Here is a 24,894-nt window from a genome sequence, read left to right on the forward strand (position 1 = left end):
TGCGGGTCAGGTGGCCCGCGTCGAGCGACGCGGCCTTGTCCGAGGGTACGAAGCGCGCCATGTGTCGACAACGTCTGGGAAATGTGACGTAACCTCTGCCGGTACCGTGGGAGCCATGACCAGACGTGCAGTCGTGACGGGAGCGAGCTCAGGCATAGGAGAGGCCACCGCGAGGGCGCTGCGGGCGAGCGGATGGGATGTCGTCGCCGTCGCGCGGCGAGCCGAGCGCCTGCAGGCGCTCGAAGACGAGATCGGCGTCGCCGCCTACGCGGCCGACCTCACGAGTCCTGCAGACATCGAGGCGCTCACGGAGTGGCTCGCCGGCTCCGGTCCCGTTCATGCGCTCGTCCACGTCGCGGGCGGAGCGCGGGGGACCGACCGCGTCGAGGACGGCGACCCCGCCGACTGGCAGTGGATGTTCGAGGTCAACGTCCTGTCGTCGCAGCGGCTCGTCGCGGCGCTTCTTCCCCTGCTGCGGGAGACCGCGGCATCCGACGGCCACGTCGACGCGCTCTTCGTCACATCGACCGCCGCGCAGACGGCGTACCCCGGGGGTGCCGGCTACAACGCGGCCAAGGCCGGCGAGTCGATGCTCCTGCACGCGCTGCGGCTCGAGCTCAACGGCGAGCCGATCAGGGTCGTCGAGGTCGCCCCCGGGATGGTGCGCACGGACGAGTTCACGCTCAACAGGCTCGGCGGCGACCGCGCGGCGGCCGACAAGGTCTACGACGGCGTCGAGGCCCCGCTGACGGCGGGCGACGTCGCGGACGTCATCCGCTACGCGCTCGAGACACCGGGGCACGTCAACCTCGACCTCATCACGATGCGGCCCGTCGCGCAGTCGGCCCAGCACCTCCTCGCGCGGGGGCCGCTGCGCCCGCGCGGCTACTGACGCACGCGGAGGATCCCGGGATGGCGATGACGCTTCCGGAGCTCGCCGGGGCGGGCCTCATCGACGCGGGGTGGGCAGACGCTCTCGCGCCCGTCGCCCCCGACATCGCGGCCCTGGGCGATCGCCTCCGCGCGGAGACTGCCGCCGGACGGCGGTACCTGCCGTCCGGCGACCGCGTCCTGCGCGCCTTCCAGCGCCCCCTCGACGACGTCAAGGTGCTCATCGTCGGCCAGGACCCGTACCCGACGCCGGGGCACCCGATCGGGCTCTCGTTCGCCGTCGACCGGCACGTGCGGCCGCTTCCGCGCAGCCTCGCGAACATCTATCAGGAGCTCGAAGCAGACCTCGGCATCCCCCGCGCGGCGCACGGCGATCTGTCCGCGTGGAGCGATCAGGGCGTGATGCTGCTCAACAGGGTGCTGACGGTCGCGCCGGGGATGCCGGCATCCCACCGCGGATGGGGCTGGGAGAAGGTCACGGAGCACGCGATCCGCACGCTCGTCGCGCGCGATGCGCCCCTCGTCGCGATCCTCTGGGGGAGGGACGCCGCCAACCTGCGACCCTTGCTGGGGCCGACCCCGATCATCGAGTCGCCGCATCCGTCGCCGCTGTCGGCGAGCCGCGGGTTCTTCGGGTCGAAGCCGTTCTCCCGCGCCGACGCGCTGCTCGAACGGCAGGGAGCCGCTCGGGTCGACTGGCGGCTGCCCGCGTAGGCTTGTCGGCATGCTGGAGGAGGAGTACGAGAAGAGCCGCCGCGTGCTTCCTGCACACCTGCGCAAGCGGCCGGAGCCCGAGCGGCCGTTCTCGTACGAGATCCGGTCCGTGCAGGAGCGCGACCTGCCCGACATCCGCGAGATCTACAACTACTACGTCACCAACTCGGTCGTCACCTTCGACGAGAAGAGGTGGACGATGGCGCAGTGGCGCGACAAGGCGCTCTACCTTCAGCGGCTCAAGATGCCCTTCCTCGTCGCGCAGTCGCCGTCGGGGCAGATCCTCGGCTACGCGCTCGTGCAGCCGCTCTCGGGCAAGTCGGCGTATCGCTTCACGGTCGAGAACTCGATCTACCTGGGGCACGCCGCCACCGGCAAGGGGCTCGGCCGGGCGCTCCTGGTCGCCCTCATCGAGGCGTGCGAGCAGGCGGGCATCCGTGAGATGGTCGCCGTCATCAGCGACAAGGGCGCCGAGGCATCCGTCGCGCTCCACGAGAAGCTGGGCTTCGTCGAGACGGGGCGGCTGGGTCGCGTCGGCTTCAAGTTCGGTCGCTGGCTCGGCACGATCTACCTGCAGAAGTCGCTCAAGCCCGTCAAGAAGAAGACCCTGTTCTCCCGGAAGGCCGACGCCTAGGCTCGTCCGGCGCTCCGTAGGCGCGCACCTCGTCGACGAGGTCCCGCCACGGGCCGCGCAGCTGATCGTCCGACAGGGCGGCACTGCGCGGCGGGTCGTCGGCGCACCGTGCACTGATCCGCCACTGGAACGTGTCGGCCCCGCGCGCAGGAGCGGGGGATGCCGCCGCCTCCCACGGGCACTCGTCGATGAGGCCGATCCAGCGGGGCGCCTCGTCCGGTGGGGGCTCGGCCTTCCACTCGCGCCGCAGCCCGGCGAAGCCGCCCGTGCGCACGACGCGCACGACGAGCAGCACGTCGCGCGCGTCGCCGCGTCCTGCGTCGTCAGCCGGCTCGTCCAGTCCCATCGTCGATGACGCCGACGTCCGTCCACCCCGTGCGGACGGCGGCGACCTCCTCAGATTCCTCACCGTACTCCGCGGTCGCGGTGTCGAGGGTCGCTCGCGCGAACTCGGCGAACGTCGCCGTCTTCGACAGGATGCCGGAGGTCAGCGTGCGATACCAGACGAGGCCCGCGCGCTCCCACGCGTGGCCCCCGAGAGCCGTCGCCGCGAGGTAGAACGCGTGGTTCGGGATGCCGGAGTTGATGTGGACGCCGCCGTTGTCGTCGGTCGTCTTCACGAAGTCCCGCATGTGCGCCGGCTGCGGGTCCTTGCCGAGCACGTCGTCGTCGTATGCCGTCCCCGGGGCCTTGAGGGAGCGGAGGGCGACGCCCTGCACGGCCTGCGTGAAGATCTCCGCGCCGACCAGCCAGTCCGCCTCGTCGGCCGTCTGGCCCCGCAGGTGCTGCTCGGCCAGGACGCCGAACACATCCGAGATCGACTCGTTGAGCGCACCGGACTGCCCGTCGTAGACGAGACCGCCCGCATGCTCGGTGACGCCGTGCGCGAGCTCGTGGGCGATGACGGTGAGCGAGTTCGTGAATCCTGTGAACACCTCGCCGTCGCCGTCGCCGAAGACCATGCGCTCGCCGTTCCAGAAGGCGTTGTCGTAGTCGCGGCCGAAGTGCACCGTCGCCAGCAGGGGGGCGTTGTCGCCGTCGATGCCCGTTCGCGCGAACGCCTCCCACCAGAAGTCGAAGGTCGCCCCGAGCCCGTCGAAGGCCTCGTCGACGGACTCGTCGCCCGTCGGCGGGTCGTCCTCGCCGCGAACGCGGACGCCGGGGAGCCGCTCGCGGTTCTGCGCATCGGACACGACCCGGTCGGGTGCCGGCGACGTCTCGGCGACGAGTGTCCCGGGCTCCTCGATCGACAGCACGAGGCGCTTGCGCACCGGCCGGTACTCTCGCGAGACCGCGAGCGTGGCCCGTGCGGCGTCGGCGGCGCGCGGGAAGCGCGGCTCGCCGATCGCGGCGATCCGGGCCAGGAGATACGGGGGGACGATCGCGGTCATGATCCGAGGCTATCCGCGCGGTGGGACACGCGGCCCCGGCGCGCGGAGGGCCGCACGTCGGCCCCGAGGTCAGTTCGGGTCGATGACGGGGATCGACGACAGGAGCCGTCGCGTGTATGCGACCTGGGGCTGCAGGAGCACCTTCTCGGTCGGCCCCTCCTCGACGATGCGCCCGTCCTTCATCACCACGACGTCATCGCACAGGTTCTGCACGATGCCGATGTCGTGCGAGACGAGCAGGAGGGTCAGGCCGTCACGGGCCTTGAGCTCGCCGAGCAGCCCGAGGACCTGCGCACGGACGGTCACATCCAGCGCCGACAGGGGCTCGTCGCCCACGAGCACGCGCGGCCGATGCACGATGGCCCGGGCGATCGCGATGCGCTGACGCTGCCCGCCCGAGAACTCGTGCGGGAAGCGGTCGGCCATCGCGGGCTCGAGCCCCACCTCCCTCAAGACCTCGCGAACGCGCGCGCGGTGATCGCCCGGGATGCCCAGCGCCCACAGCGGCTCCGCGACGATGCGGCCGACGCTCATGCGCGGGTCGAGCGACGCATAGGGGTCCTGGAACACGATGCCGGTCTCGCGGCGCAGCCAGTGCAGCGAGCGCGCCGGGGCCGCGGCATCCACGGGCCTGCCGTCGAACTCGACGGTGCCCGCCGTCGGAGCGTCCAGCGCCAGCAGCAGGCGCACGAGCGTCGACTTGCCCGAGCCCGACTCGCCGATGATGCCGACGGACGCGCCTTCGCGCACATCGAGGTCGACGTCGTCGAGCGCCGTCGTGAATCGCGCGGGCTCGAAGAGCCTGGTCTTGGGGGTCGGATACCGTCGCGTCAGCCCCCGCGCGCGGATGAGGTCGCTCACACCGGCCCTCCCTGGCCTTGGCCCCCGACCCCTGGCGCGCCGTCGGGCAGGCCACCCGGACGCCACAGGGTCGCCGTCGCGTCGCGCAGGAGACCCTGTGTGACGGGGGAGACGGGGGAGGTCAGCAGCGTCGGCACTGCGGCCTGCTCGACGACGCGCCCGTGTTCGAGCACGACCCCGTCCGTCGCGATCTGGGACAGGACCGCGAGGTCGTGCGTGATGAACACGAGCGACATCCCGTCGTCGTCGACGAGCGAGAGCAGCAGGTCGAGGATCTCGGCCTGGATCGTGACGTCGAGTGCCGTCGTGGGCTCGTCGGCGATGAGCAGCCGCGGCCGGCACGCGAGCGCCATCGCGATCGCGACGCGCTGCCGCTGTCCGCCGGAGAGCTGGTGCGGGTATCGCGCGACGATGTGCTCGGGATCCGGGAGCGCGACACGTGCCGCCTCGGCGACGGCGCGCTCTCGCGCTTCTCGCTTCGAGAGCCCCTCGTGGATGCGGATCGACTCCGCGATCTGCCGGCCGACCGTGCGGATCGGGTTGAGGGCCGTGCGCGGCTCCTGGAACACGATGCCGATGTCGTCCCCGCGCAGCCGCGCGAGCTCGCGGTCGGGAAGGCCCAGGAGCTCGCGGCCGTCCCATCGGATCGACCCGCCCGTCTCAGCCCCTTCCGGGAGCAGCCCCAGGATCGCGAGCGCGGTCAGCGACTTCCCCGAGCCCGACTCGCCGATGAGCCCGATCCGCGCGCCGTCGGGGACGTCGAACGACACGCCGTCGAGGACCCGGCGACCGCCGAGGTCGATCGTGAGATCGCGCACAGCGAGACTCATCTCATCGTCCCCTTCGGGCGATCGGCGCGCCGGCGCGCGGGACGCGTGCTCATCCGACGACCCCCGGGACGTGCCGGATCGCGCCGCGCGGCGGGTGCAGCGGGTCGCGCCCGTGCGACAGGGTCGGGTCGGTCGCCTCACGCAGGGCGTCTCCCAGGAGGTTGAGCCCGAGCACCGTCACGGTGATCGCGAGGCCGGGCCACACGACGGACAGCGGGTACACCGTCATGAACTGCTGCAGCTGCGCGAGGAGGAGCCCCCACGACGGCTCCGTGACGGGCGCGCCGAACCCCAGGTAGGACAGGCCCGCCTCCGCGAGGACGGCGACGGCCATCGCCCACGACAGCTGCACGATGAAGACGGGCGCGACGTTGGGCAGCAGGTGCCGGAGGAGGTTGCGGCCCGGGGTCAGGCCGGAGGCCCGGCCGGCGAGCACGAAGTCGCTGTGCAGCACGCGTCGCAGCTCGGGCCTCGTGACGCGGGCGATGTTGACGCCGAACCCGATTCCGACCGACACGATGACGACCCACAGCGACCCGCCCCAGATCGCCGAGATCATCATCGCGATCAGCAGGACGGGGAAGGCGATGAGGATGTCGACCAGGACGGCGACCGACTCGCGCACCCACCGCGCCGTGAGGGCCCCGAGCGCCGCGAGCGCGATCCCGATCGCCGTCGCGACGAGTCCTGCGCCGACCGCGACCCACACGGTCGTGCGGGCGCCCGCCATGAGAAGGCTCAGGATGTCGCGTCCCGATCCGTCCGTGCCGAGAACGTGCGGCCACCCGGGGCCGAGCCATCGCGCGGAGATCTGCACCTGCTGGGGGTTGAACGGCGTCCAGAACCGGGCGACGATCGCCGTCACGACGATGACGCCCACGACGATGAGGCCGAACCGTCCCGTCGAGATGCGCCAGAGGCGCCCGAGCCACGCCCAGCGCGACGGAGGGCCGTCGTCGACGGCGGGCACGGCATCCGCCGGCGTCTCGCGCGCAGCGCCGGCGTCGGGTCGCGAGCGCCTCGAAGGGTCGCTCATGCCGACTCCCTCTGCCGGGGGTCGATGACGCGGTGCACGAGGTCGACGAGGAACCCCACGATGAGGACGAAGCTCGTGAGCACGAGCAGCTCGCCCTGGACTTTCGGCAGATCGCGGTTGGCGACGTCCGCGACGAGCATCCGGCCGATGCCGGGAAGCCCGAACAGCTGCTCGATCACGACGGACCCGACGATGATGCCGGCGATCTGGAGCCCCAGCACCGTGATGACGGAGAGGCCGACGTTCGGCAGGCCGTGCCGGATGAGCGCCGCGTCGCGCGTGAGGCCCTTGGCGGCGGCCGTGCGCACATAGTCCTGACCGACCGCCTGCAGGGTCGCGCTGCGCACGAACCGCAACAGCATCGCCCCTTCGACGATCCCGATCGTGAGGGCGGGGAGCAGGAGGGACCGCAGCGCGAGCGCCGGCTGATCCCACCCCGCCCGCGGGAACCCCTGTGCCGGAAGCCAGCCGAGCCACACCGCGAAGACGACGACGAGCACCATGCCGGCCCACACGACGGGGACTGCGGCCAGGCCCTGCGCCGTCACGCTCAGGGCCGTGCCCGCCGCGCGCCCGCGCCACATGGCGGACAGGACGCCGAGCGGCAGGCTGATGGCGAGCGCGATGACGAGGGACAGGATGCCGAGCGGCACCGTGACCTCGGCCTTCTCCGCCAGCTCGTCGGCGACGGGCGTGCCCGTCAGCAGCGATCTCCCGAGGTCTGCGCGGAAGACTCCGCCGATCCAGTCCAGATACTGCACCGGGAGCGGACGGTCGAGCCCGAGCCGCTCCCGGATGCCCGCCACCTGCTCCGGCGTGCTGTTGGTTCCCGCGATCACCTGGGCGATGTCGCCCGGGAGCACGCGCAGGGTGAGGAAGATGACCGCGCTGGCGACGAAGAGCCCGAGCACAAGCAGGGCCAGACGTGTCAGCGCGTACCTGGTCACCCGTCGCTCTTGGTGAGCTCAGCGATGTTGAGACGCTCGTTCACGTTGACCGTCGGCATACCCGCGATGTTAGCGCCGACGGCCACGACGGAGGAGCCGTTGAAGAGCCAGTCGGCGGCCATGTCCTCCGAGACGATGCGCGCTGCCTGCTTCAGCAGATCCGCGGCCTCCTCATCGCTCGTCGCCGCGACCGACTCGGCGTACAGGCGCTGCACCTCGGGGTTGTCGTACGTGAAGTAGTAGTCCGGGTTCGCCCAGTTCTCGAAGTCGCGCGCCTCCGTGTGCAGGACGAAGCTGAGCTCGAAGTCCTTGTTGACGTAGACGTCGTTGAGCCACGTCGGGAACTCGACGGACTCGACCGTGAGCGTGATGCCGACGTCGTTGAGGTCGGAGACGAGCACCTGCGGGATCGTCGTGACGTAGAACGACGGGATCGTGAGCGTGAGGGAGAGGTTCTCGGCGCCGGCCTCCTTCAGGAGGGCCCTCGCGGCGTCGGGATCGTACGGCGCGACCTCGGAGAGGTCCTCGTAGCCGGGGTCGAGCTCGGGGATGGGCCCGAACTGCGTCTGACCCGCGCCGAGCGCCTCGACGAGGGCGTCGTGGTCGATCGCCTGACGGATGGCCTGGCGCACGCGCTTGTCGGCGAGCGGGCCCGTGGTCTGGTTGAACGCGAGCGTGCCCTTGTCGGTCGACTTCCCGAGCACGACCTCGAAGTCGCCGTTCGCCTCGATGCGGTCGCGCAGGTTGGCGTCGAAGCCCGTCACGACGTCGACCTCGCCGGCGAGCGCCGCGTTGAGGGCGGCCTGGTTGTCGGGGATGTAGTCGAAGACGACCTCGGCGACGGAGGGCTTGTCGCCCCAGTACGCGTCGTTGCGCTCGAACGTGATGCTGTCGCCCTGCCGCCACGACCCCAGCACGAACGGCCCCGTGCCGTTCGTCTTGGTCTTGTAGTCGATCGTGTCGCCCTCCTTCAAGACGAGGCCGGCGCGTCCCGTGAGGTTCCACAGCAGCGTCGAGTCGGGAGCCGACAGCGTCAGCGTGATCGTCTGGCCGTCGGCCGTGATCGACGAGACGTTCGCCAGACGTGCGGAGTCGCGCCAGGTGGGGGTGCTCTGGCGGGTCTGGAGCGACCACACGACGTCCTGTGCGGTGAGCTCCTGACCGTCGTGGAACGTGACGCCCTCGCGGAGGGTGAACGTGTAGGTGAGTCCGTCGGGCGAGATGTCCCAGTCGCTCGCGAGCGCGGGCACGATCTCCTGCTCGGGCGTGCGCGCGACCAGGCCCTGGTAGATGTTGTCGACGAGGATCTGATCGAGCGCGGCGCCCGCCGTCTCGCGGATGTCGAGGTTGCCGGGCTCCAGGACCAGACGGATCGCGACCGAGGCGTCGGCGTCGGGCGAGGCGCCGCTCGTCGGCGTCTGGCCGCCCCCGCCCGTGCAGGCGGTCAGGAGCAGTGCGCCGGCGGCGAGAGTCGCGGCGACGATGGCGGTGCGGCGAAGCATGGGATTCCTTTCGGAGGGGCATCCCGTGCTGCGGGGATGCCGGAGTGAGCCGGATGCTCGGTGCGGTAGACAAGCCTAGAGAACGCGGCAACCTCGTGTCGCACGGGGGTCCCGCAACGAAACAGAAGCGTCAGGCGCCGTCCGCGCGCGCCCGCAGACGCCTTCCCAGGTCGACGGGGAGCTCCTCCTGCACGTTGTGGCCCGACACGACGACCTCGACGGATGCCGCGGGCAGCCGCCGCGCGAACTCCGCGGCATCCTCGTCCGTCACGTAGCCGTGGTCTCCGCGGACGAGCGTGACGGGCGCCTGGACCCCTTCGAGGTCGTGCCATCCGCTCTCCGAGAGCACGGCGCCGAGGGCGTCCTGTCCTGCGGCGGCTGCCGCGGCCGCCTCGGGCGAGCGCGACAGCTCGTTCGCGAGGCGGGCGAAGTGATGCTTCCACTCGACCCGCCCGTCCGGGCGCACGCGCGAGTTGTGGAACACGCCCCGCTCGGCCGCCGCGCGGGACCCGCCGAGCCCGAAGGCGAGCGCACGGTCGACGAGCTCGTCGCGCGACGCCCAGTCGGCCGGCCCCGAGAAGAACTCGCGCAGCTGCGCGGGCCCGCCCGTCGACGCGATGCCTGGGGTGATGTCGACCACGACGAGCTCGCGGACGAGGTCGGGACGGGATGCCGCGACCGCCGCCGCAGTGAGCCCGCCGAGCGACTGCCCGACGAGAAGCTGCGGCCGGTCGGTCCACGCCTCGACGCCCGCGACGACGTCGGGGGCCAGCGTCGCGGCGACGTACGCGGCGTCGGGGCGCCACGAGGAGTCGCCGTGGCCGGGAAGGTCGACCGCGAGGGCGGGAAGGCCCAGAGCCAGGATGGTCGAGTCCCACGTGTGGGCGTTGAGCCCCGCGCCGTGCACGAAGGTGACGACGGGCGGGCCGTCTCCGTACCGCAGCGCGCTCAGAGTGCGTCCGTCGGGGAGCGCGATGCTCAGCCGCTCGCCGCGGGGGACGGGCCCGGGAATGCCCCAGTCGGAGGCCTGGGCCGGAAGGAACGAGAACTCGTCGACGGGTTCGGTCACCCGCCCATTCTGCCCCGCCCGGGCCTGGCCGGGCGCTGGGTAGGCTGACCGCATGAGCGAAGAACGACGCGTGCACCTCTCCCGCTCCGCCCCCGAGGCCTACAAGACCCTCGACGCGTTCTCGAAGACCGTCGGCACGATCGCGGCGGAGGCCGGCATCGACGGGCGTCTCAAGGAGCTCGTGCAGATCCACGCGTCGCAGCTGAACGGATGCGCGTTCTGCGTCCGGGTGCACGTCGACAGGGCCGTCGCGGCGGGACTCGACGCCGACCTGATCGCGCAGCTTCCGACGTGGCGCGAGTCCGGGGTCTTCACGGAGCGCGAGCGCGCCGCCCTCGAGCTGGCCGAGGCGTTCACGTTCATCCACGACGGAGGAGTGCCCGACGACGTGTACGAGCACGTCGGCGGCATCCTGAGCGAGCCGGAGTATGTCGCGCTGAGCTGGATCCTCGTCTCGATCAACGCGTTCAACCGGGTGGCGATCGCGGGGCGCTACCCCGTGCCGCCGCGTGTGCCCGCGGCGCAGGCATGACGACCGGCCCTCTCGTCCCCGGCGCCGTCAATCTCCGCGACGTCGGGGGGCTGCCGGCGCAAGAGGGCCGAACGCGCGCGGGCGTCCTGTACCGCGCAGGCCAGCCGGGCCGTCTCGGCGCGTCGGGGCGCGCAGCGCTCGCGGGCCTGCGGCTGCGCCGCGTCATCGACCTGCGGGCCGACGAGGAGATCGCCTCGGCTCCGAGCGTCTTCGAAGGCCTCGGCGTCACGGTCCAGCGCGTGCCGCTGTTCCTGGGCTCGGTCGGCTCGTTCTTCGCCGACGACGTGTCGCTCTCGGAGCTCTACCGCCACATCGTCGACGACGCCGCCCCCGCCGTGGTCGAGGTCGTGCGCGGGATCGTCGCCGACCAGCCCGTGCTCATCCAGTGCACGGCAGGCAAGGACCGCACGGGCGTCACGGTCGCCCTGACGCTCGCCGCCGCCGGCGTCGACGAGGAGGCGGTGGTCGCGGACTACGCGCGCACCGAGACGTTCCTCCCCGTTCGGCGCAGCCGCGCCGTTCTGGGTTGGCTGCGGGCGCAGCATCCGGATGCGCGCAATCTCGAGGACCTCGTGAGCAGATCGCCCGCACCCGTCATGCGGGAGCTCCTGGGCGGGCTCTCTGCCCGGTTCGGGTCGGCCGCCGGCTATCTCGAAGCGCACGGCCTCGAACCCGACGAGCTGCGCGAGCTGCGCCGCGTCCTCATCGAACGCGGAGAGAGCTCTCAGCACAGCAGAGGTTAGGCATGCCTATCTTCGGCGTATAGTGGGGGTGTCATGTCCAGCACCTCAGAGCACAACGCCGCGTCCTGCCGCTCCTCGCGCCACACGCGCGTGCAGCATCTCATCACGGCCGACGAGGCCTCGCTGGCCGAGCTCGAGGCTCTGCTGGCGACGCTGCCGATCTGCTCGACGGGCCGCGTGTTCATCGAGGTCCCCGATGGCTCGTGGGAGGCTCCGCTGTCGGTTCCCGCGCGCATGACGGTCACCTGGCTCGACCGTTCGCGCCGCACGGGCGACCCCGGCACGGGCCGCAGCTGCGTCTCTGGACAGGCGCTCGTGCGCGCCGTCACGGCATGGGCCGACGAGATGCTGTGCGATGCCGACGAGCGCGGCGACGCGACCCGCGTGCACCTGCTCGGCGGATACCTGGGCACTGCCGACATCGTCGACCACCTGACGTCGCACCTCGGCATCCCGGCCGCCGGCATCCACACCCCGGAGCGGTTCGGACTCGCGACCGCGCGCTGACGCGACATTCCGCCGCGGGCGGCTATCCTCGCGCCATGACCGCGACCGTCGCCGCCCCTGCCGTCCGCTCGAGCGACCTCCGGCTGCCGCCGTGGGTCGTCGTGTGGCTCACGATCTCGGCGATCATCCAGACCTACGACGCCCTCTATGTGCTGCTCGGGCCCGTCTCGCATGCGGGCGGACCGCTCGCGGGGATGTGGCCGGGGCACGTGTTCTACTCGTCGTTCGACCACCGGTACGCGGGGTTCGACGCCTTCGGCAGTGCGCAGAGCTGGGCGAACCTCGTCGAGGTCATCGCGATCGTGTGGGTGCTCGTCCACCGGAGGCGCTGGTCGGGCGTCGTCGTCGGGCTCATCGTGAGCGTCGCGACGTTCTGGAAGACGGTCATCTACTTCCTCGTCGAGGCCTCGAGCGGGCTCGAGATGACGCGCCAGTCGCTCGAGCGCGGCGACATCGTCGGATTCCTCATGGTGGCGCTCCTGCCGAACCTGTTCTGGATCGTCATCCCGGCCATCGTCATCGTGTCGCTGGGCCGCGCCGCGCATCGCGTGGGGCTCGCCGCGTCCGCGCACGCCTGACCAGGCGCCGCGCACGGGTCACAGACTTCGGAGGATCGTCCGAGCGCGGGATGCCGGCCCGAAACGGCGTGACTCGTCAGCGCGCGCCGCGCGGGATGTAGTTCCCGTCTTCGAGCCCCGCCTCGATCTCGAAGCGGTTGCGCAGCGGATCGCGCCCCGCGAGCGTGTACAGCAGCGGCATGAGGAAGCCGTAGCGGCGCCACTGCCGCGCGTGCACGGCCTCGTGCGCGAGCAGGCGCTCGGTCACGACGGCGTCGCCCGTCAGGAAGCAGCCGCCGACGCACACGCCGCCGCGGGGGAACGCCCAGGTCGGCAGGCCGGTGAAGACCCACAGGCCGCCGCGACGCTCGATGCGCCCCGTGCTCAGGATCGAGCCCCAGAGCCATCCCACCGCGCTGCCGTACCAGTACCCCGCCAGGCTGATCGGGCTCTCGAGCAGGAACGGGGGGATGAACCGGTCGATCGTGCGGCCGCGGACCAGGGCGCGCTCCGCGGCGGCCCGCCACCCAGAGGGAGGGGACGGGATCGGGCTCACGCGAGGGCCCCGACGATCCGCAGGATCGCGCCGAGGTCGTCGGCGGCGGCGTCGACGGATGCGGGGGAGTAGCCCGCGATGCTCGCCCCCACGAGCGGGAGCTCGGCGCGCAGGCGCGCGAGCGCGGCCGTGAGATCGGCGAGGGCCGCGCCGAACGGCTCGGGATGCGCGTTGCCGGCGATCGCGGACGGGTCGAGCGCGTCGACGTCGACGTGCACGTACACGGAATCGGCGCCCGTCGCGCGGACGGCCGCGAGCAGCGCCTCGGGATCGGCCAGTGCGTCCGCGGACACGACCTGGATCCCGCTCGCCCCGACGAACTCGTCCTCCTCGTCGTCGAAGGATCTCGCAGCCGCGAGCACGACGCGGGAGGCCGGGACCGAGCCCGTCGCGAGCGCGAGCCCCTCGGGGCCGTCGCCGAGGATCGCGCGCAGCACCATGCCGCTGAACGCGCCCGAGGGCGACGCCTCGGCCGTGTTGAGGTCGGGGTGGGCGTCGATCCACACGACGGCGAGCCCAGGATGGCGTGACACGGCGTGGGCCACGGGAGCGACAGCGACGCCGCAGTCTCCGCCCACGACGAGCACGGGCTCGGTGTGTCCTGCGAGCGCTTCGGCGAGGATGCCGCGCACGCGCAGGAGCGCGCTGAGCCGGTGCACGCCCGTCCCGAGCGATTCGCCGGCCTCCATGGGGACATCGAGCACCGTCGTCGCCGCGCGGGGGAGGTCGCCGGCGATGGCCTGCGCACCGTCGATGAGCTGCATCGCACGCGACGATGGGGATCCCTGCCATTGCGGCACCACGACGAATCGGGTCATCCCCTCATCTTGGTGCACGGCGCGGGGCCGCGGCATCCTGTGCAGCCGGTGACATGCCGCAGGCCGCGCACGCGTCGACGCCGGACCCCGAAGGAGCCCGGCGTCGACGTGCCGACGTGCGGCTACGGCGTGTACGGCGCGCTCGGCGCGTCGATGGCGGACTGTGCGGGGGTCGACCCCACCTTGAGCGCGGCGAGGCGCGCCTCGACCTCCGTGAGCTCGCCGAGGTCCTCCAGGTTCTCGAACTGCGCGTCCAGGCTCGACGCCGCGAGCTCGGCCTTGCCCTGAGCCTGCGCCTCGACGCGACGGACCTTCTCCTCGAAGCGGCCGAGGTCGCTCGTGGGATCCATGACGTCGATCGACTTGACGGCGTCGACGACCTTGTTCTGGGCCTCCGCGGTCTTCTGACGCGCGACGAGCTCCGCAGCCTTCGTCTTGAGCTCGCCGAGCTTCTGCTTCATGCCGTTCAGGCCGCTCTTGAGCTTGTCGACGACCTCGGTCTGCGCCGCGATCTGGGGCTCGGCCGCCCGCGCCTCGCGCTCGGAGCCGATCTGGCGCTGGAGGGCGATCTTGGCGAGGTCGTCGAACTTGTCGGCCTCGGCCGTGTGGCCGCTCGAGCGCAGCTCGTCGGCCTTTCGGCTCGCGGCGAGCGCCTTGTTGCCCCACTCCGAGGCCGCCTGGACGTCCTCTTCGTGGTCGCGCTCGAGCAGGCGCAGGTTGCCGATCGTCTCGGCGATCGCCGACTCCGCGTCCGCGATGTTGTTCGTGTAGTCGCGGACCAGCTGGTCGAGCATCTTCTGGGGGTCCTCGGCGGAGTCGAGGAGCGAGTTGATGTTGGCCTTCACGAGGGTCGAGATGCGACCGAAGATGGACTGCTTTGCCATCGGTGTTTCCTTCCTGATGAGGTTGGTCGTTCACTGGGAGAGTGGATGCCGCGGCGCGGCCTGCGCGGAGTGTGCCTAGAAGCGACCGCCTCCCCGGCGGGCGCGCGTTCCGCCTCCGCCGAAACTCCCGGGGCTGAGTCCGCCGCCACCGCCGCCACCGCCGAACCCGCCCCCGCCTCCTCCGCCGAAGATCCCGCCGAGTCCGCCGGACGAGCCTCTGCCGCCGCCGCCGCTGAGCAGGGAGTTGATGACGATGCCGCCCAGGACGGCGCCCAGCATCCCGCCTCCGCCGCTGTTGCCACCGCCCCCGCCGCCGAGCATCCCGCCGAGTCCGCCGCCGCCCTGGAAGGAGCCGACGTCGTTCTGCGCGTACTGGATCGCCTGGCCCGCGAGCTGGTTCGCGCGCTGCGCGTGCTGCAGCGCCTGTGCCGGGTCCGTCGCCTGCAGCTGCTGGGCCTGCACGATGGATGCGCCGGCCTCCGCGAGCCGCGTGCGGGCCTCGGCGCCGATCGCGCCGCGGCGGGCGGTGATGTAGTCCTCCGCCGCCGACACCTGGGCCTGCGCCTGCGTGATCGTCTGGCTCAGCTGCTGTCGCGCGCGCTGCGCCTGGGCCTGCGCGTCGCGGATGCCCTGCACGACGCCGTCGATCTGCTGGTTTGCTGCTTCCAGCGCCTTGAGCGTCGCGAGCGGGCGCTTCTGCGTGCCGGTCAGATCTGCGCGGGCGGCGTCGACCTGCTGACGCGTCGCTGCGACGATGCCCGCGAGCCGACCGTCCGGGTCGGGCAGGGCCGACGCTGCCGCGATGTCGCTCTCGAGGTCTGCGATGAGGGCGGACGCGTCGGTCTCGCCCTTCGCGAGGTCGCCGCCGAGCTTCTCGATCGCGTCTTCGAGGAGCGTCGCCTGCCCGACCGCCTCCTCCGCAGCGCGGATGCCGACGGCGGCCTGGCCGCCGTTGCCCGCGCCGATCGCCTGCTGCGCCGCGGCGAGCTGCTCGTCGGCGAAGGCGATGCGCTGACGCGCCTGGTCGGGGTTGTCTGCGACGGTCGCGAGGGCCTGCGGCGCGTACGAGCTCGCCAGCGCGTGCAGCATCGTCTCGGCGCGGTCGATCTCGGCCGCCGCCTTCGCGCGGAGCTCCTGCACGCGCGCGAGCGCTTCGGGCGCGTTCTGCTCGAGCTTGCGCAGCTCGTCGAAGGCCACGGCCTTCTCGTCGAGCTGCGAGTTCGCCTCGCCGAGCAGCTGCAGGATCTCGGAGTTCCACGAGCGGACCTCCGACTCGGAGTCCGGCGTCGCGTCGTCGAGCCTCTGCTTGATGGAGAAGGCCTTGTCGAGGTCGGCTTTGGCCGTCGCGAGCGCCTGCTCGAACTCGACGGTCGCGGCATCCCCGAACTGGGCCTTCGCGAAGCCGAGCTCCTGCTCGCTGGTCTTGACGGCGTCGTCGGTCTGCACGAGGGCGGATGCCGCGCGCCGCACGAGCTCCTTGGTGTCGAGCCCGTCGAGCTCGGACGGCGTCGGGGCGCCGACGACGGCAGGCTGCCTGGCTCTGCGACGGCTGCGGACGACGAGCCAGACGACGACGCCGATGATCGCCGCGATGACGACGAAGATGAGCAGGCCCGTGAACAGACCGCCCCCGCCTCCGCCTCCGCCGACGGCGTCGGTCAGTCCGTCGGCCGCTGCGATCGCGGCGCCCGCCCAGTCGTCGTCGCTGAGCGCGGGCTGGATGCGCTGCTGCTCGATCGCGTTGAGCTGCTCGGGCGACACCGGCCCGCTGGAGTCGCCCGAGAGGTAGAACTGGCGGCCCTCCGTGGCGACGGCGAGAAGGTACTGGCTGGGCCCGAGCCCGTTCTGCTCCGCGGTCGTGTTCGCCCAGTCCTCCGGGCCCGAAGCGCCCGTGAAGTCGTCGACGTAGACGACCCAGAGGTCGACGTCGGTGTCGGCCGACAGACGCTCCAGGCGCGCCTCCACCTCCGACGCCTGCGAGCCGAGCACCCCCGCCTCGTCCAGCACGTGGGCCGAGCCGAGCGTGACGGGATCGGTGGCGGATGCCGCGCCCCCCGCCGCCGCGAGCATCAACGCAAGAGCCGCTGTGAGCGCCGCTGCCCATCGCGCACGCATGTTCTCCCCTCCTCGGGGACGCAGATCCATGCCCCCGCTGGTGAGTCTATGCACGCGGGCGCATGCCGCGGTAGGTCCAGCGGGGCCCTGTGACGGGCGGGTCGCTGCTCCGCGTCGAACGGTCGCGCCGGTAGCGTTGCGGGTTCGGAGGCATCCCATGGACGATCGTTACGGCACCGACGTGCTCGCCGCCGGGTGGCGCGAGCGCCACCGGAAGACGGTGCCGCGGGTCGCGGCATCCCGCGATCTCGTCGTCGAGGTCGCGGGCGACGGCTTCTGCGGCGCCGTCGTCGCCGTCGCCGCGGGGCATGTCGAGCTCGAGGACAGGCTCGGACGACGGCGGCTGTTCCCGCTGGGACCCGGATTCCTCGTGGACGGCGAGGATGTCGTGCTCATGCCGCCCGCCGCAGCCTCCGCCGGCCCGAAGCGCACGGCGTCGGGGTCGTTCGCAGCTCCCGACACGCGTGCGCGCGTCGCGCGGCCGAGCCGGATCCTCGTCGAAGGGCGCCACGACGCCGAGCTCGTCGAGAAGGTCTGGGGCGACGATCTGCGGGCCGAGGGCGTCGTCGTCGAGTTCCTGCAGGGGGTCGATCTGCTGGAGGCCGCGCTCGACGAGGAGCCGCCGTCGGCGCAGCGTCGGTACGGCGTGCTGGTCGACCACCTCGTCCCGGGCTCCAAAGAGGCGCGCATCGCGGAGCGGGTCCTCGCCGGACGCCACGGCGCACACATCCGGATCGTGGGGCATCCCTTCATCGACGTGTGGCAATGCGTGACGCCGCGCGCGCTCGGCATCGCACGCTGGCCGGAGGTTCCGCGCGGCACCGAGTTCAAGGTCGGTGTGTGCCGCGCGCTCGGCTGGCCCGCCGACTCGCAGGCCGACATCGCGCGCGCCTGGCAGCGCATCCTCGCCCGCGTCTCCACGTACCGCGATCTCGAGCCGGCCCTCCTCGGGCGGGTCGAGGAGCTCATCGACTTCGTGACGGCGTAGTCGCGCCGGCCGCTGTCGACAGCAGGGACCCGCATCCCGAGTCTCGGTTCGATCCGCCGGCGGGATGCCGGCCGGGGCTCGCGCCGGGAGAGCCGTCCGGGTCGCCCGCCTCGCGTCGGTAGCCTGGAGAGGTGCCTGACAGTCCCGCCGAGCCGCGCGTCTTCCGCGAGCGCCCCGTCTCGTTCGTGCGGCGCAGCGGACGGATGTCGGAGGCGCAGGACCGCGCGTGGAGCGAGCTCGCACCGCAGTACGTCATCGGCGTGAGCCGCGACGTCGCGGCGACGAGCATCCTCCCCGGCTCCGCGATCGACCCCGTCGCCGTGTGGGGCCGCGAAGCGCCGCTCGTCGTGGAGATCGGGTCGGGCCAGGGGCACGCGATCGTGCATGCCGCGGCATCCCGCCCCGACACGGACTTCCTGGCGATCGAGGTCTTCCGCGCGGGGCTCGCCCGCACGATGCTCGACGCCGACCGTGCCGGCGCGCGCAACCTCCGCCTCGTCGAGGCGAACGCCCCCGAAGTCCTGCAGCACCTGCTGCCGCCTGCGAGCGCGACCGAGCTGTGGATCTTCTTCCCCGATCCGTGGCACAAGAAGAAGCACACGAAGCGCCGTCTCGTGACGCCGGAGTTCGCGGCCGTCGCAGCCGCCGCGCTGGAGGACGGCGGGATGCTGCGCCTGGCCACCGACTGGGAGGACTACGCGCTGCAGATGCGCGACACCCTCGACCCCGCCGACGACTTCGAGCGCGCGTTCGAGGGCGAGTGGGCCCCGCGCTTCGACGGGCGCGTCCTGACCGCGTTCGAGCGCAAGGGCGCGCGGGCGGGACGCGACATCCGCGACCTCGTGTACCGACGCGTGCCGCGCCCGACCGCCGGCGCGACGGACTGATCGGCATGCCGGCCCTCCCCGCATCCGGCTCCCGGCCCGCCTTCTCGTGGGCGCTCGCACCCGCGCTGCTCGTGTGCCTCGCGGCGCCCGCCTTCTTCGTCGCACGCGTGCCGTGGCTCGGATGGGCCCTGCTCGCGACGGGGCTCGCGGCGTCGGCCATCGTGGCGCGCGCGCCCGCCGAGGCGGATGCCGAGGTGCGCGCGGGCGCTCGGCTCGACACCGCACGGCTCGTCGGCGCGCGACGCGCTCCGAGCCTTCTGCGCGATCTGTCGCTCATCGCCGTGGGGCTTCTCATCGTCAGTGCGATCCCGCTCGCGGCCGAACTCGGCAACCTCGCCATGCTGCGGTTCGCGGTCGCGCTCGGCGGCGCGGTCGCGGTGCCGTACTTCGTGTCGAGGTTCGTCTTCGGCGACCGCGCGATCCGGTTCCCGTGGCGCGGCGGATCCCGGTGGTCGGCGTTCCAGTGGGTGTGGCTCGTCGCCGTGCTCGTGCTCGGGTGGCTGATCCTGCCGTTCTACTTCATCACGTCCGGCGTGTACCTCAACTGGCCGGTCGTCGACACGCCCGAGCTCATCGCGCGCCTGTTCGTGGGCGTCGGCGCCGTCGGCATCTGGGACGAGCTCTTCTTCGTCTGCACGGTCTTCGCGCTGCTGCGTCGGCACTTCCCGGACTGGCAGGCCAACATCCTGCAGTCCGTCGTCTTCGTGTCGTTCCTCTGGGAGCTGGGCTACCGCGCGTGGGGACCCGTGCTCACGGTCCCGTTCGCGCTGCTGCAGGGCTTCATCTTCCTGCGCACGCGCTCGCTCGCGTACGTCGTGACGGTGCACCTCCTGTTCGACGCGATCGTGTTCCTCGTCCTCGTGCACGCCCACAATCCGGGGATGCTGGACTGGCTCTTCCTCGTCTGAGGCGGCATCCCGAGCGCGACGTCTCGACTCTCACGTGAAGGTCGAAGTGACTTCGAGGTGAACTCTTGACGACGTCCGAGTTCGGAGTACGTTCGGTTCTGCGAGAGGAAAACGGAGACGAGGAACCCGAGAGGGAACCAGACACGGAGACCACGACTCGCACCTGATGATCGCCCCGAGGCCTCGGCCCCGGGGCGATCTTCATGTGCGCTGTCAGGATGCCGCGCGGCGCGGTGATAGCCTCGTTCGGTACGCCTCCGTAGCTCAGGGGATAGAGCGTTGGTTTCCGGTACCAAAGGTCGCAGGTTCGATTCCTGTCGGGGGCACTGAAGAAATCCCAGGTCGAGCCTGGGATTTCTTGCGTTCCGCGTCCGTGGCGCCGGTGCTGCTGCTCGATGCTCCGGCTACGCGAGCCGTGCGGCTGCGGCCCGCACGAGCGGCTCGCGGCGCTCCCGCATGATCGCGGGAAGGGCGTCGACCATTCCTCGATCGACATCGGGAGCGGTCGGCGACCCCGCATCGAACGGCGGTCGGGGGTCGTACTCCATCGACAGCTGGACGCGCTTGGCGGCGTCCGCCCCGAAGAGCTCGGCCGCGACGACCAGCCCGAAGTCGATCCCGCTCGTGATCCCGCCCCCCGTGATGAGGTCGCCGTCCTGCACGACCCGTGCCTGCACGGGGATGGCGCCGAGCATGCTCAGCATGGAATGCGATGCCCAGTGCGTCGTGGCCCGGCGGCCTCGCAGCAGGCCTGCCGCCCCGAGCACGAAGGCGCCCGTGCACACGCTCGTGACGTAGCGGGCGCGGGACCCCTGCCGGCGGACGAACTCGAGAGCCGCCTCGTCGGCCATCAGCTCGAACGCGCCCTGCCCGCCCGGCACGAGGAGGACGTCGGCCTGTGGCGCCGTGTCGAACGTCGTGCTGGGAAGGATCGAGAAGCCGCCGTCCGTCGCGATCGGCTCGATGCGGTGCCACGCGACGTCGACGACGGCTCCTGGCAGCTGCGCGAACACCTGAAGGGGACCGGTCAGGTCGAGCTGCGTGATCCCGGGGAAGACGAGGGCGACGAAGCGGATGCCGTTCTCCACGCGCCCATTCTGCCGGTCGGGCGCGAGGCCGCGCGCTCAGCCGCCGTCGGCGGTGACCGCGGCGCCCGTCGCGAACGCGGTGAGCGCGGCCGCGAGCCGCTCGGCCAGGTACGCGTGGCCGTCGGTCGAGGGGTGGTCCTTGCCCGCCCCGGTGTCGATCACCCAGGCGTAGTTCGCGTCCGTGATCCACGCCTCGCGGATCGGCGAGACGTACCGCCAGCCGCGCTCCGCCGCGAGATCCGCGAGATCCCGGTCGATGCGCGCCGTCGCCCTCTGCACCGGCAGGACCTGCGGCGCCGGGCCGAGGACGACGATCTCGGCGTCCGGGTAGAGCGCCGCCAGCGCGTCCCATGCGGCGGCCACGGCATCCCGGTATCCCTCCGCGGCGAGCCGGCGGTCGTTGATGGAGCCCTCGACGATGACGAGGTCGGGATCGAGGTCGGGGTCGAGCGCGGCGATCCGCTCGCCGTAGGTGCCTCCATCGATCCCGGGCTTGAGATAGCCGCTGCCGCGCACGCCGTCGACGACGGCATCCCATCCGAGCCGGTCGGCGAGGACGTACGCATAGCCGAGGGTCGGCGCCTTCGCGGCCGATCCGTACGTCCACGAGTCGCCGAAGACGAGGACTCTCGGATGCTCGGGCAGCGCGAGCGGCGCGGGGGCGGCGGCATCCGTCCCCGACGCCTGCGCGACCTGGGGAGCGGGAGCCGCCCACGGGCGCCAGAGCGCGACAGCGCACACGAGCGCGACGGCGACGGCCGCGGCGATCAGGATGCCGTACGGGCGCCGCACGCGCAGGCGCCCGGGCGGGTTCATGAGCCGAGGGTACGTCACGTCGGGGCGGGTGCGGCACGAGTCGTGCGAAGAAGGGGCACGAGTCGTGCGAAGAAGGGGCCGGACGGCGTCTTTCCGCGTGCATCGACAGCCCCGAACGGCCATTCCTGGCGCCCGTCGATGGACTGTGCACAAGCGATTGCGGCGCCCCCGATCCGCCGTGCGAGGATACCGAGGTGCAACGCCTCGTGACCGCCGAACTCGACCTCGAACTGGGGGCGTCGATCGACCTCATCCTGCAGATCACGGCGGCCCAGCAGGTGCCCGTCGTGAGCGAGGAGCTGACGTTCACACAGGGCGATCGCGTCTACACGCCGACCGAGATCGTCGACCAGTCCGGCAGCCGCCTGCACCGCCTCACGGGCGAGTCCGGACTCCTGCACGTGCGATACGAGGCCGCCGTCGAGGGGCAGACCTCGACGAGCCGCACGAGCGATCTCGAGGCCATCACCTACCTGCGCCCGAGCCGCTACTGCCAGTCCGACGAGGTGTTCCAGCAGGCGCGCCGCCAGTTCAAGGGGCTGCACGGCTACGAACTCATCGCCGCCGTGTCCGAGTTCGTCGCGTCGAGCACGACCTACACGCCGGGGCTCAGTCACGGCACCGACTCCGCCGTCACGACGCTCATGACGGGTCAGGGCGTGTGCCGCGACTACGCGCACGTCGTCATCGCGCTTCTGCGCGCCATGGACATGCCCGCCCGCTACGCCGCCTGCTTCGCGCCCGGGCTGCGCCCGATGGACTTCCACGCCGTCGCCGAGGCCTACTTCGACGGCGCCTGGTACGTCATCGACGCGACGCGCCTGTCGAACCGCCGCTCCCTCGTGCGCATCGCGACGGGACGCGACGCCGCCGACTGCGCGTTCCTCAGTTACCACGGCGGCTACGTGGGTCTCACGCGCATGCGCGTCGACGCGATCGTCGTGCCCGACGACGTCGCGGGCGACGACCTCGCACCGGATCTCGCGGATGTCTCCGACCCTTCCGCCGACGACTTCCTCGAGCTCGTCCAGCTCGCGTGACCCCGGGGACGCACAGGCCCTCCCCGTAGACTTGACGGGTTATGGATCCTGAAGCGCTCTCCGCCGTCCTCGTCTCCGTCATCGCCCCGCTCGCCGAGGCGCGACGCCCTGGCGCAGGCGACGGTCTGCTCGCATCCGACTTCCCCCTCGAGCGCCCCAGGAACCGCGACCACGGCGACTGGGCGTCCAACGCGGCGCTCAAGCTCGCGAAGGCCGTCGGCGCGAACCCGCGCGAGTTCGCGGCCGAGATCGCCGGCAGCCTCGCCGACGCGGACGGCATCGCGAGCGTCGAGGTCGCGGGCCCCGGCTTCATCAACATCCGACTGGATGCCGCCGCCGCCGGCTCGCTCGCCAAGACCATCGTCGACGCGGGCGACGCGTTCGGCACGGCGGCGACGCTGTCGGGCGAGATCATCAACCTCGAGTTCGTCTCGGCCAACCCCACCGGCCCGATCCACCTGGGAGGAACGCGCTGGGCCGCTGTCGGCGACTCCCTCGCACGCATCCTCGCGTCGCAGGGCGCGGCCGTGACGCGCGAGTACTACTTCAACGACCACGGCGCACAGATCGACCGCTTCTCGCGCAGTCTCGTCGCGGCGCACGAGGGCAGGCCGACGCCGGAGGACGGCTACGGCGGCGCCTACATCGGCGACATCGCGCGTCGCGTGGCGCTCGCGTACGAGGGCGACATCGACGCCCTCGACGCCGACGCGAAGCAGGAGGCGTTCCGCGAGATCGGCGTCGGCTTCATGTTCGACGAGATCAAGCAGTCGCTGCACGAGTTCGGCGTCGACTTCGACGTGTACTTCCACGAGAACGACCTGCACGACTCCGGCGCCGTCGAGCGCGCCGTCGCGCGCCTGCGCGAGCTCGGCCACATCTTCGAGGCCGACGGCGCGACCTGGCTGCGCACGACCGAGTTCGGCGACGACAAGGACCGTGTCGTCATCAAGTCCGACGGGCAGCCCGCCTACATCTCCGGCGACCTCGCGTACTACCTCGACAAGCGCGAGCGCGGCTTCAACCGCTGCATCATCATGCTCGGCGCCGACCACCACGGCTACGTCAAGCGGCTCATGGCGATGTGCGCCGCGTTCGGCGACGAGCCGTACGTCAACCTGCAGATCCTCATCGGCCAGCTCGTCAACCTCGTCAAAGAAGGCCAGCCCGTCCGCATGTCCAAGCGCGCCGGGACGGTCGTCACGATGGAGGATCTCGTCGAGATCGTCGGGGTGGATGCCGCGCGCTACGCGCTCACGCGCAGCTCGGCCGACTCCAACCTCGACGTCGACCTCGACGTCCTGCAGAAGCGGACGAACGACAACCCGGTCTTCTACGTGCAGTACGCGCACGCGCGGACCCACAACGTCGCGCGCAATGCCGCGGCATCCGGAGTCGACCGGTCGGAGTTCGCGCCCGAGCTGCTCGGCCACGAGACCGAGTCGGCGCTCCTCGGGGCGCTGCAGGAGTTCCCGCGCATCGTCGCGTTCGCGGCGGAGGTGCGCGAGCCGCACCGCGTCGCGCGCTATCTCGAGGAGCTCGCAGGCCTGTATCACCGCTGGTACGACAACTGCCGCGTCATCCCGCAGGGCGACGAGCCCGTCGAGGCGGTGCATCGCACGCGCCTGTGGCTCAACGACGCGACGGGCCAGGTGCTGCGCAACGGCCTCCGCCTTCTCGGCGTGAGCGCTCCGGAGCGGATGTAGCCGTGTCGCCGGGCGACACGCAGCCGACCCAGCCCCTGCCGGACTGGGCGTACGCGGAGCCCGAGCCCCGTCCGCGGCGCAGGGCCTGGCCGTGGATCATCGCGGTGGTCGTCGTCGTCGCGCTCGCGATCGTCGCGTGGCTCCTGGGGGACTGGATCGCCCGGGGCCTGGTCGAGAAGACGATCCGCGACCAGGTCGTGACGCGCCTCGCGCTGCCCGCCGACCAGGAGGTCGACGTCGGGATCGAGGGCGCCGTCATCCCGCAGCTCATCGCCGGGAGGTTCGACGAGATCACGGTCGCATCGGACGACGTCGCCTTCGGGCCGATCGCGGGAGATGTCACGGTGACGGCACGCGGCATCGGATTCTCCGGGACGGCGGATGCCGCGTCCGCGACCGTCTCGCTCGACGAGGCGCAGCTGCGCGCCCTCATGGCCACGGTCGAGGGATTCCCCGCCGACACGCTCGGGCTCGACGAGCCGGACGTCACGATGTCGACCGAGCTGAGCCTGTTCGGCGCGTCCTTCCCCGTGGGGGTGTCGCTCACCCCGAGCGCGTCCGAGACGGGCGATCTCGTCCTCACGCCCGCGTCGCTGCAGCTGGCGGGGGCCGACATCACGGCGGACGAGCTCAAGCGTCAGTTCGGCATCCTCTCGAACGCGGTCCTGCGCGACTGGGGCGTCTGCATCCGTCAGTACATCCCGGCGGGCATCGCGCTGACCGGTGCGCGCGTCGAGGGCGACAGGCTCGTCGCCGACCTCGCGATCGACGGCCGGATCGCGGCGGATGCTGCGCTGCGCGAGAACGGCTCGTGCGCCTGACGGTGCATGGACGGGCGCGCCGATTCGTGTGCCCTAGACTGCAAGGACAGCCC

Annotated in this window: 27 protein-coding genes and 1 tRNA gene; 14 read left to right on the top strand and 14 right to left on the bottom strand. The window is 71.8% G+C overall.

The annotated features are described in order from the left end of the window. Positions 1–115 precede the first annotated feature (115 nt). From FHS08_RS11460 to FHS08_RS11470, 3 genes are read left to right on the top strand one after another with little or no spacing between them, the layout of a single operon-like run. Positions 116–892, top strand: coding sequence for an SDR family oxidoreductase (locus FHS08_RS11460; protein ID WP_167039066.1), 777 nt, complete (start codon positions 116–118; stop codon positions 890–892). Positions 893–912: 20 nt separating this feature from the next. Continuing rightward, positions 913–1,605: a uracil-DNA glycosylase gene (locus FHS08_RS11465; protein ID WP_167039068.1), complete on the top strand. Its 693-nt coding sequence runs from the start codon at positions 913–915 to the stop codon at positions 1,603–1,605. Positions 1,606–1,615: 10 nt separating this feature from the next. Continuing rightward, positions 1,616–2,239, top strand: a complete 624-nt coding sequence (locus tag FHS08_RS11470) for a GNAT family N-acetyltransferase (protein WP_167039070.1) — start codon at positions 1,616–1,618, stop codon at positions 2,237–2,239. Here the strand turns inward: FHS08_RS11470 and FHS08_RS11475 are convergent. The 8 genes from FHS08_RS11475 to FHS08_RS11510 form a co-directional block, all read right to left on the bottom strand. Further along, positions 2,199–2,585: a protealysin inhibitor emfourin gene (locus FHS08_RS11475; protein ID WP_167039072.1), complete on the bottom strand. Its 387-nt coding sequence runs from the start codon at positions 2,583–2,585 to the stop codon at positions 2,199–2,201. The genes FHS08_RS11470 and FHS08_RS11475 overlap by 41 nt on opposite strands. Further along, positions 2,563–3,630 (bottom strand): M4 family metallopeptidase, encoded by a 1,068-nt coding sequence (locus FHS08_RS11480; RefSeq protein ID WP_167039074.1) that lies wholly within the window; start codon positions 3,628–3,630, stop codon positions 2,563–2,565. Before FHS08_RS11480 ends, FHS08_RS11475 begins: the two co-directional genes overlap by 23 nt. 69 nt (positions 3,631–3,699) lie before the next feature. Continuing rightward, a complete protein-coding gene (locus FHS08_RS11485; protein ID WP_167039076.1) occupies positions 3,700–4,491 on the bottom strand; it encodes an ATP-binding cassette domain-containing protein in 792 nt (263 codons plus the stop codon). Continuing rightward, positions 4,488–5,321: an ATP-binding cassette domain-containing protein gene (locus FHS08_RS11490; RefSeq protein ID WP_167039078.1), complete on the bottom strand. Its 834-nt coding sequence runs from the start codon at positions 5,319–5,321 to the stop codon at positions 4,488–4,490. The genes FHS08_RS11485 and FHS08_RS11490 overlap by 4 nt, the downstream gene beginning before the upstream one ends. 49 nt (positions 5,322–5,370) lie before the next feature. Continuing rightward, positions 5,371–6,357: an ABC transporter permease gene (locus tag FHS08_RS11495; RefSeq protein ID WP_167039080.1), complete on the bottom strand. Its 987-nt coding sequence runs from the start codon at positions 6,355–6,357 to the stop codon at positions 5,371–5,373. Beyond that, positions 6,354–7,304, bottom strand: a complete 951-nt coding sequence (locus tag FHS08_RS11500) for an ABC transporter permease subunit (RefSeq protein WP_167039082.1) — start codon at positions 7,302–7,304, stop codon at positions 6,354–6,356. The genes FHS08_RS11495 and FHS08_RS11500 overlap by 4 nt, the downstream gene beginning before the upstream one ends. After that, positions 7,301–8,806, bottom strand: a complete 1,506-nt coding sequence (locus FHS08_RS11505; RefSeq protein WP_167039084.1) for an ABC transporter substrate-binding protein — start codon at positions 8,804–8,806, stop codon at positions 7,301–7,303. The genes FHS08_RS11500 and FHS08_RS11505 overlap by 4 nt, the downstream gene beginning before the upstream one ends. 130 nt (positions 8,807–8,936) lie before the next feature. After that, on the bottom strand, positions 8,937–9,875 hold the full coding sequence (locus FHS08_RS11510; RefSeq protein ID WP_341800390.1) for an alpha/beta fold hydrolase: 939 nt from the start codon (positions 9,873–9,875) through the stop codon (positions 8,937–8,939). A 52-nt stretch (positions 9,876–9,927) separates the two neighbouring features. On the opposite strand from FHS08_RS11510, the gene FHS08_RS11515 reads away from it, so the two are divergent. From FHS08_RS11515 to FHS08_RS11530, 4 genes are read left to right on the top strand one after another with little or no spacing between them, the layout of a single operon-like run. Beyond that, positions 9,928–10,407 carry a carboxymuconolactone decarboxylase family protein gene (locus FHS08_RS11515; protein ID WP_167039088.1) on the top strand — a complete coding sequence of 160 codons (480 nt, stop codon included), beginning with the start codon at positions 9,928–9,930 and terminating at the stop codon, positions 10,405–10,407. Further along, complete coding sequence (locus tag FHS08_RS11520; RefSeq protein ID WP_167039090.1) at positions 10,404–11,150, top strand: tyrosine-protein phosphatase; 747 nt, start codon at positions 10,404–10,406, stop codon at positions 11,148–11,150. Before FHS08_RS11515 ends, FHS08_RS11520 begins: the two co-directional genes overlap by 4 nt. A 33-nt stretch (positions 11,151–11,183) precedes the next feature. Then, entirely contained in the window at positions 11,184–11,657 is a 474-nt protein-coding gene (locus tag FHS08_RS11525) for an SIP domain-containing protein (RefSeq protein WP_167039092.1), read from the top strand. A gap of 35 nt (positions 11,658–11,692) precedes the next feature. Beyond that, positions 11,693–12,235: a hypothetical protein gene (locus FHS08_RS11530; RefSeq protein ID WP_167039094.1), complete on the top strand. Its 543-nt coding sequence runs from the start codon at positions 11,693–11,695 to the stop codon at positions 12,233–12,235. A gap of 76 nt (positions 12,236–12,311) precedes the next feature. On the opposite strand, the gene FHS08_RS11535 is transcribed toward FHS08_RS11530, so the two are convergent. The 4 genes from FHS08_RS11535 to FHS08_RS11550 all read right to left on the bottom strand — a co-directional run bounded on the left by FHS08_RS11535 (position 12,312) and on the right by FHS08_RS11550 (position 16,587). Next, positions 12,312–12,770, bottom strand: a complete 459-nt coding sequence (locus FHS08_RS11535; protein WP_167039096.1) for a Fe-S oxidoreductase — start codon at positions 12,768–12,770, stop codon at positions 12,312–12,314. Further along, complete coding sequence (locus FHS08_RS11540; RefSeq protein WP_167039098.1) at positions 12,767–13,588, bottom strand: arginase family protein; 822 nt, start codon at positions 13,586–13,588, stop codon at positions 12,767–12,769. The genes FHS08_RS11535 and FHS08_RS11540 overlap by 4 nt, the downstream gene beginning before the upstream one ends. A gap of 122 nt (positions 13,589–13,710) precedes the next feature. Beyond that, complete coding sequence (locus FHS08_RS11545; protein WP_167039100.1) at positions 13,711–14,472, bottom strand: PspA/IM30 family protein; 762 nt, start codon at positions 14,470–14,472, stop codon at positions 13,711–13,713. A 75-nt stretch (positions 14,473–14,547) separates the two neighbouring features. After that, the gene (locus FHS08_RS11550) at positions 14,548–16,587 is read right to left on the bottom strand and encodes a TPM domain-containing protein (RefSeq protein WP_167039102.1); all 2,040 of its coding nucleotides are present in this window, start codon (positions 16,585–16,587) and stop codon (positions 14,548–14,550) included. 157 nt (positions 16,588–16,744) lie between these two features. Here FHS08_RS11550 and FHS08_RS11555 point away from each other — a divergent pair, with 157 nt between their 5' ends. From FHS08_RS11555 to FHS08_RS11570, 4 genes are all read left to right on the top strand, one after another. Continuing rightward, positions 16,745–17,575, top strand: coding sequence for a DUF3097 family protein (locus FHS08_RS11555; RefSeq protein WP_167039104.1), 831 nt, complete (start codon positions 16,745–16,747; stop codon positions 17,573–17,575). Between the two features lie 203 nt (positions 17,576–17,778). After that, positions 17,779–18,462: a tRNA (guanosine(46)-N7)-methyltransferase TrmB gene (trmB, locus tag FHS08_RS11560; RefSeq protein WP_208382529.1), complete on the top strand. Its 684-nt coding sequence runs from the start codon at positions 17,779–17,781 to the stop codon at positions 18,460–18,462. 5 nt (positions 18,463–18,467) lie between these two features. Next, positions 18,468–19,370, top strand: coding sequence for a type II CAAX endopeptidase family protein (locus FHS08_RS11565; RefSeq protein WP_167039108.1), 903 nt, complete (start codon positions 18,468–18,470; stop codon positions 19,368–19,370). Between the two features lie 253 nt (positions 19,371–19,623). Beyond that, positions 19,624–19,696 (top strand) — tRNA-Arg (locus tag FHS08_RS11570). A gap of 78 nt (positions 19,697–19,774) precedes the next feature. Here the strand turns inward: FHS08_RS11570 and FHS08_RS11575 are convergent. Both FHS08_RS11575 and FHS08_RS11580 read right to left on the bottom strand, forming a co-directional pair. Next, positions 19,775–20,458 carry a DJ-1/PfpI family protein gene (locus FHS08_RS11575; RefSeq protein WP_167039110.1) on the bottom strand — a complete coding sequence of 228 codons (684 nt, stop codon included), beginning with the start codon at positions 20,456–20,458 and terminating at the stop codon, positions 19,775–19,777. Between the two features lie 36 nt (positions 20,459–20,494). Further along, positions 20,495–21,274, bottom strand: a complete 780-nt coding sequence (locus FHS08_RS11580; RefSeq protein ID WP_167039112.1) for an SGNH/GDSL hydrolase family protein — start codon at positions 21,272–21,274, stop codon at positions 20,495–20,497. A gap of 194 nt (positions 21,275–21,468) precedes the next feature. On the opposite strand from FHS08_RS11580, the gene FHS08_RS11585 reads away from it, so the two are divergent. The 3 genes from FHS08_RS11585 to FHS08_RS11595 are packed head-to-tail and all read left to right on the top strand — an operon-like array spanning position 21,469 to position 24,841. After that, positions 21,469–22,314: a transglutaminase domain-containing protein gene (locus FHS08_RS11585; RefSeq protein WP_167039114.1), complete on the top strand. Its 846-nt coding sequence runs from the start codon at positions 21,469–21,471 to the stop codon at positions 22,312–22,314. A gap of 41 nt (positions 22,315–22,355) precedes the next feature. After that, complete coding sequence (gene argS / locus FHS08_RS11590; protein ID WP_167039116.1) at positions 22,356–24,020, top strand: arginine--tRNA ligase; 1,665 nt, start codon at positions 22,356–22,358, stop codon at positions 24,018–24,020. A 2-nt stretch (positions 24,021–24,022) separates the two neighbouring features. After that, positions 24,023–24,841, top strand: a complete 819-nt coding sequence (locus FHS08_RS11595; RefSeq protein ID WP_167039118.1) for an LmeA family phospholipid-binding protein — start codon at positions 24,023–24,025, stop codon at positions 24,839–24,841. Positions 24,842–24,894: the final 53 nt, after the last annotated feature.

The organism is Microbacterium ulmi (genome assembly GCF_011759705.1).
GTDB classification, from domain to species: Bacteria; Actinomycetota; Actinomycetes; order Actinomycetales; family Microbacteriaceae; genus Microbacterium; species Microbacterium ulmi.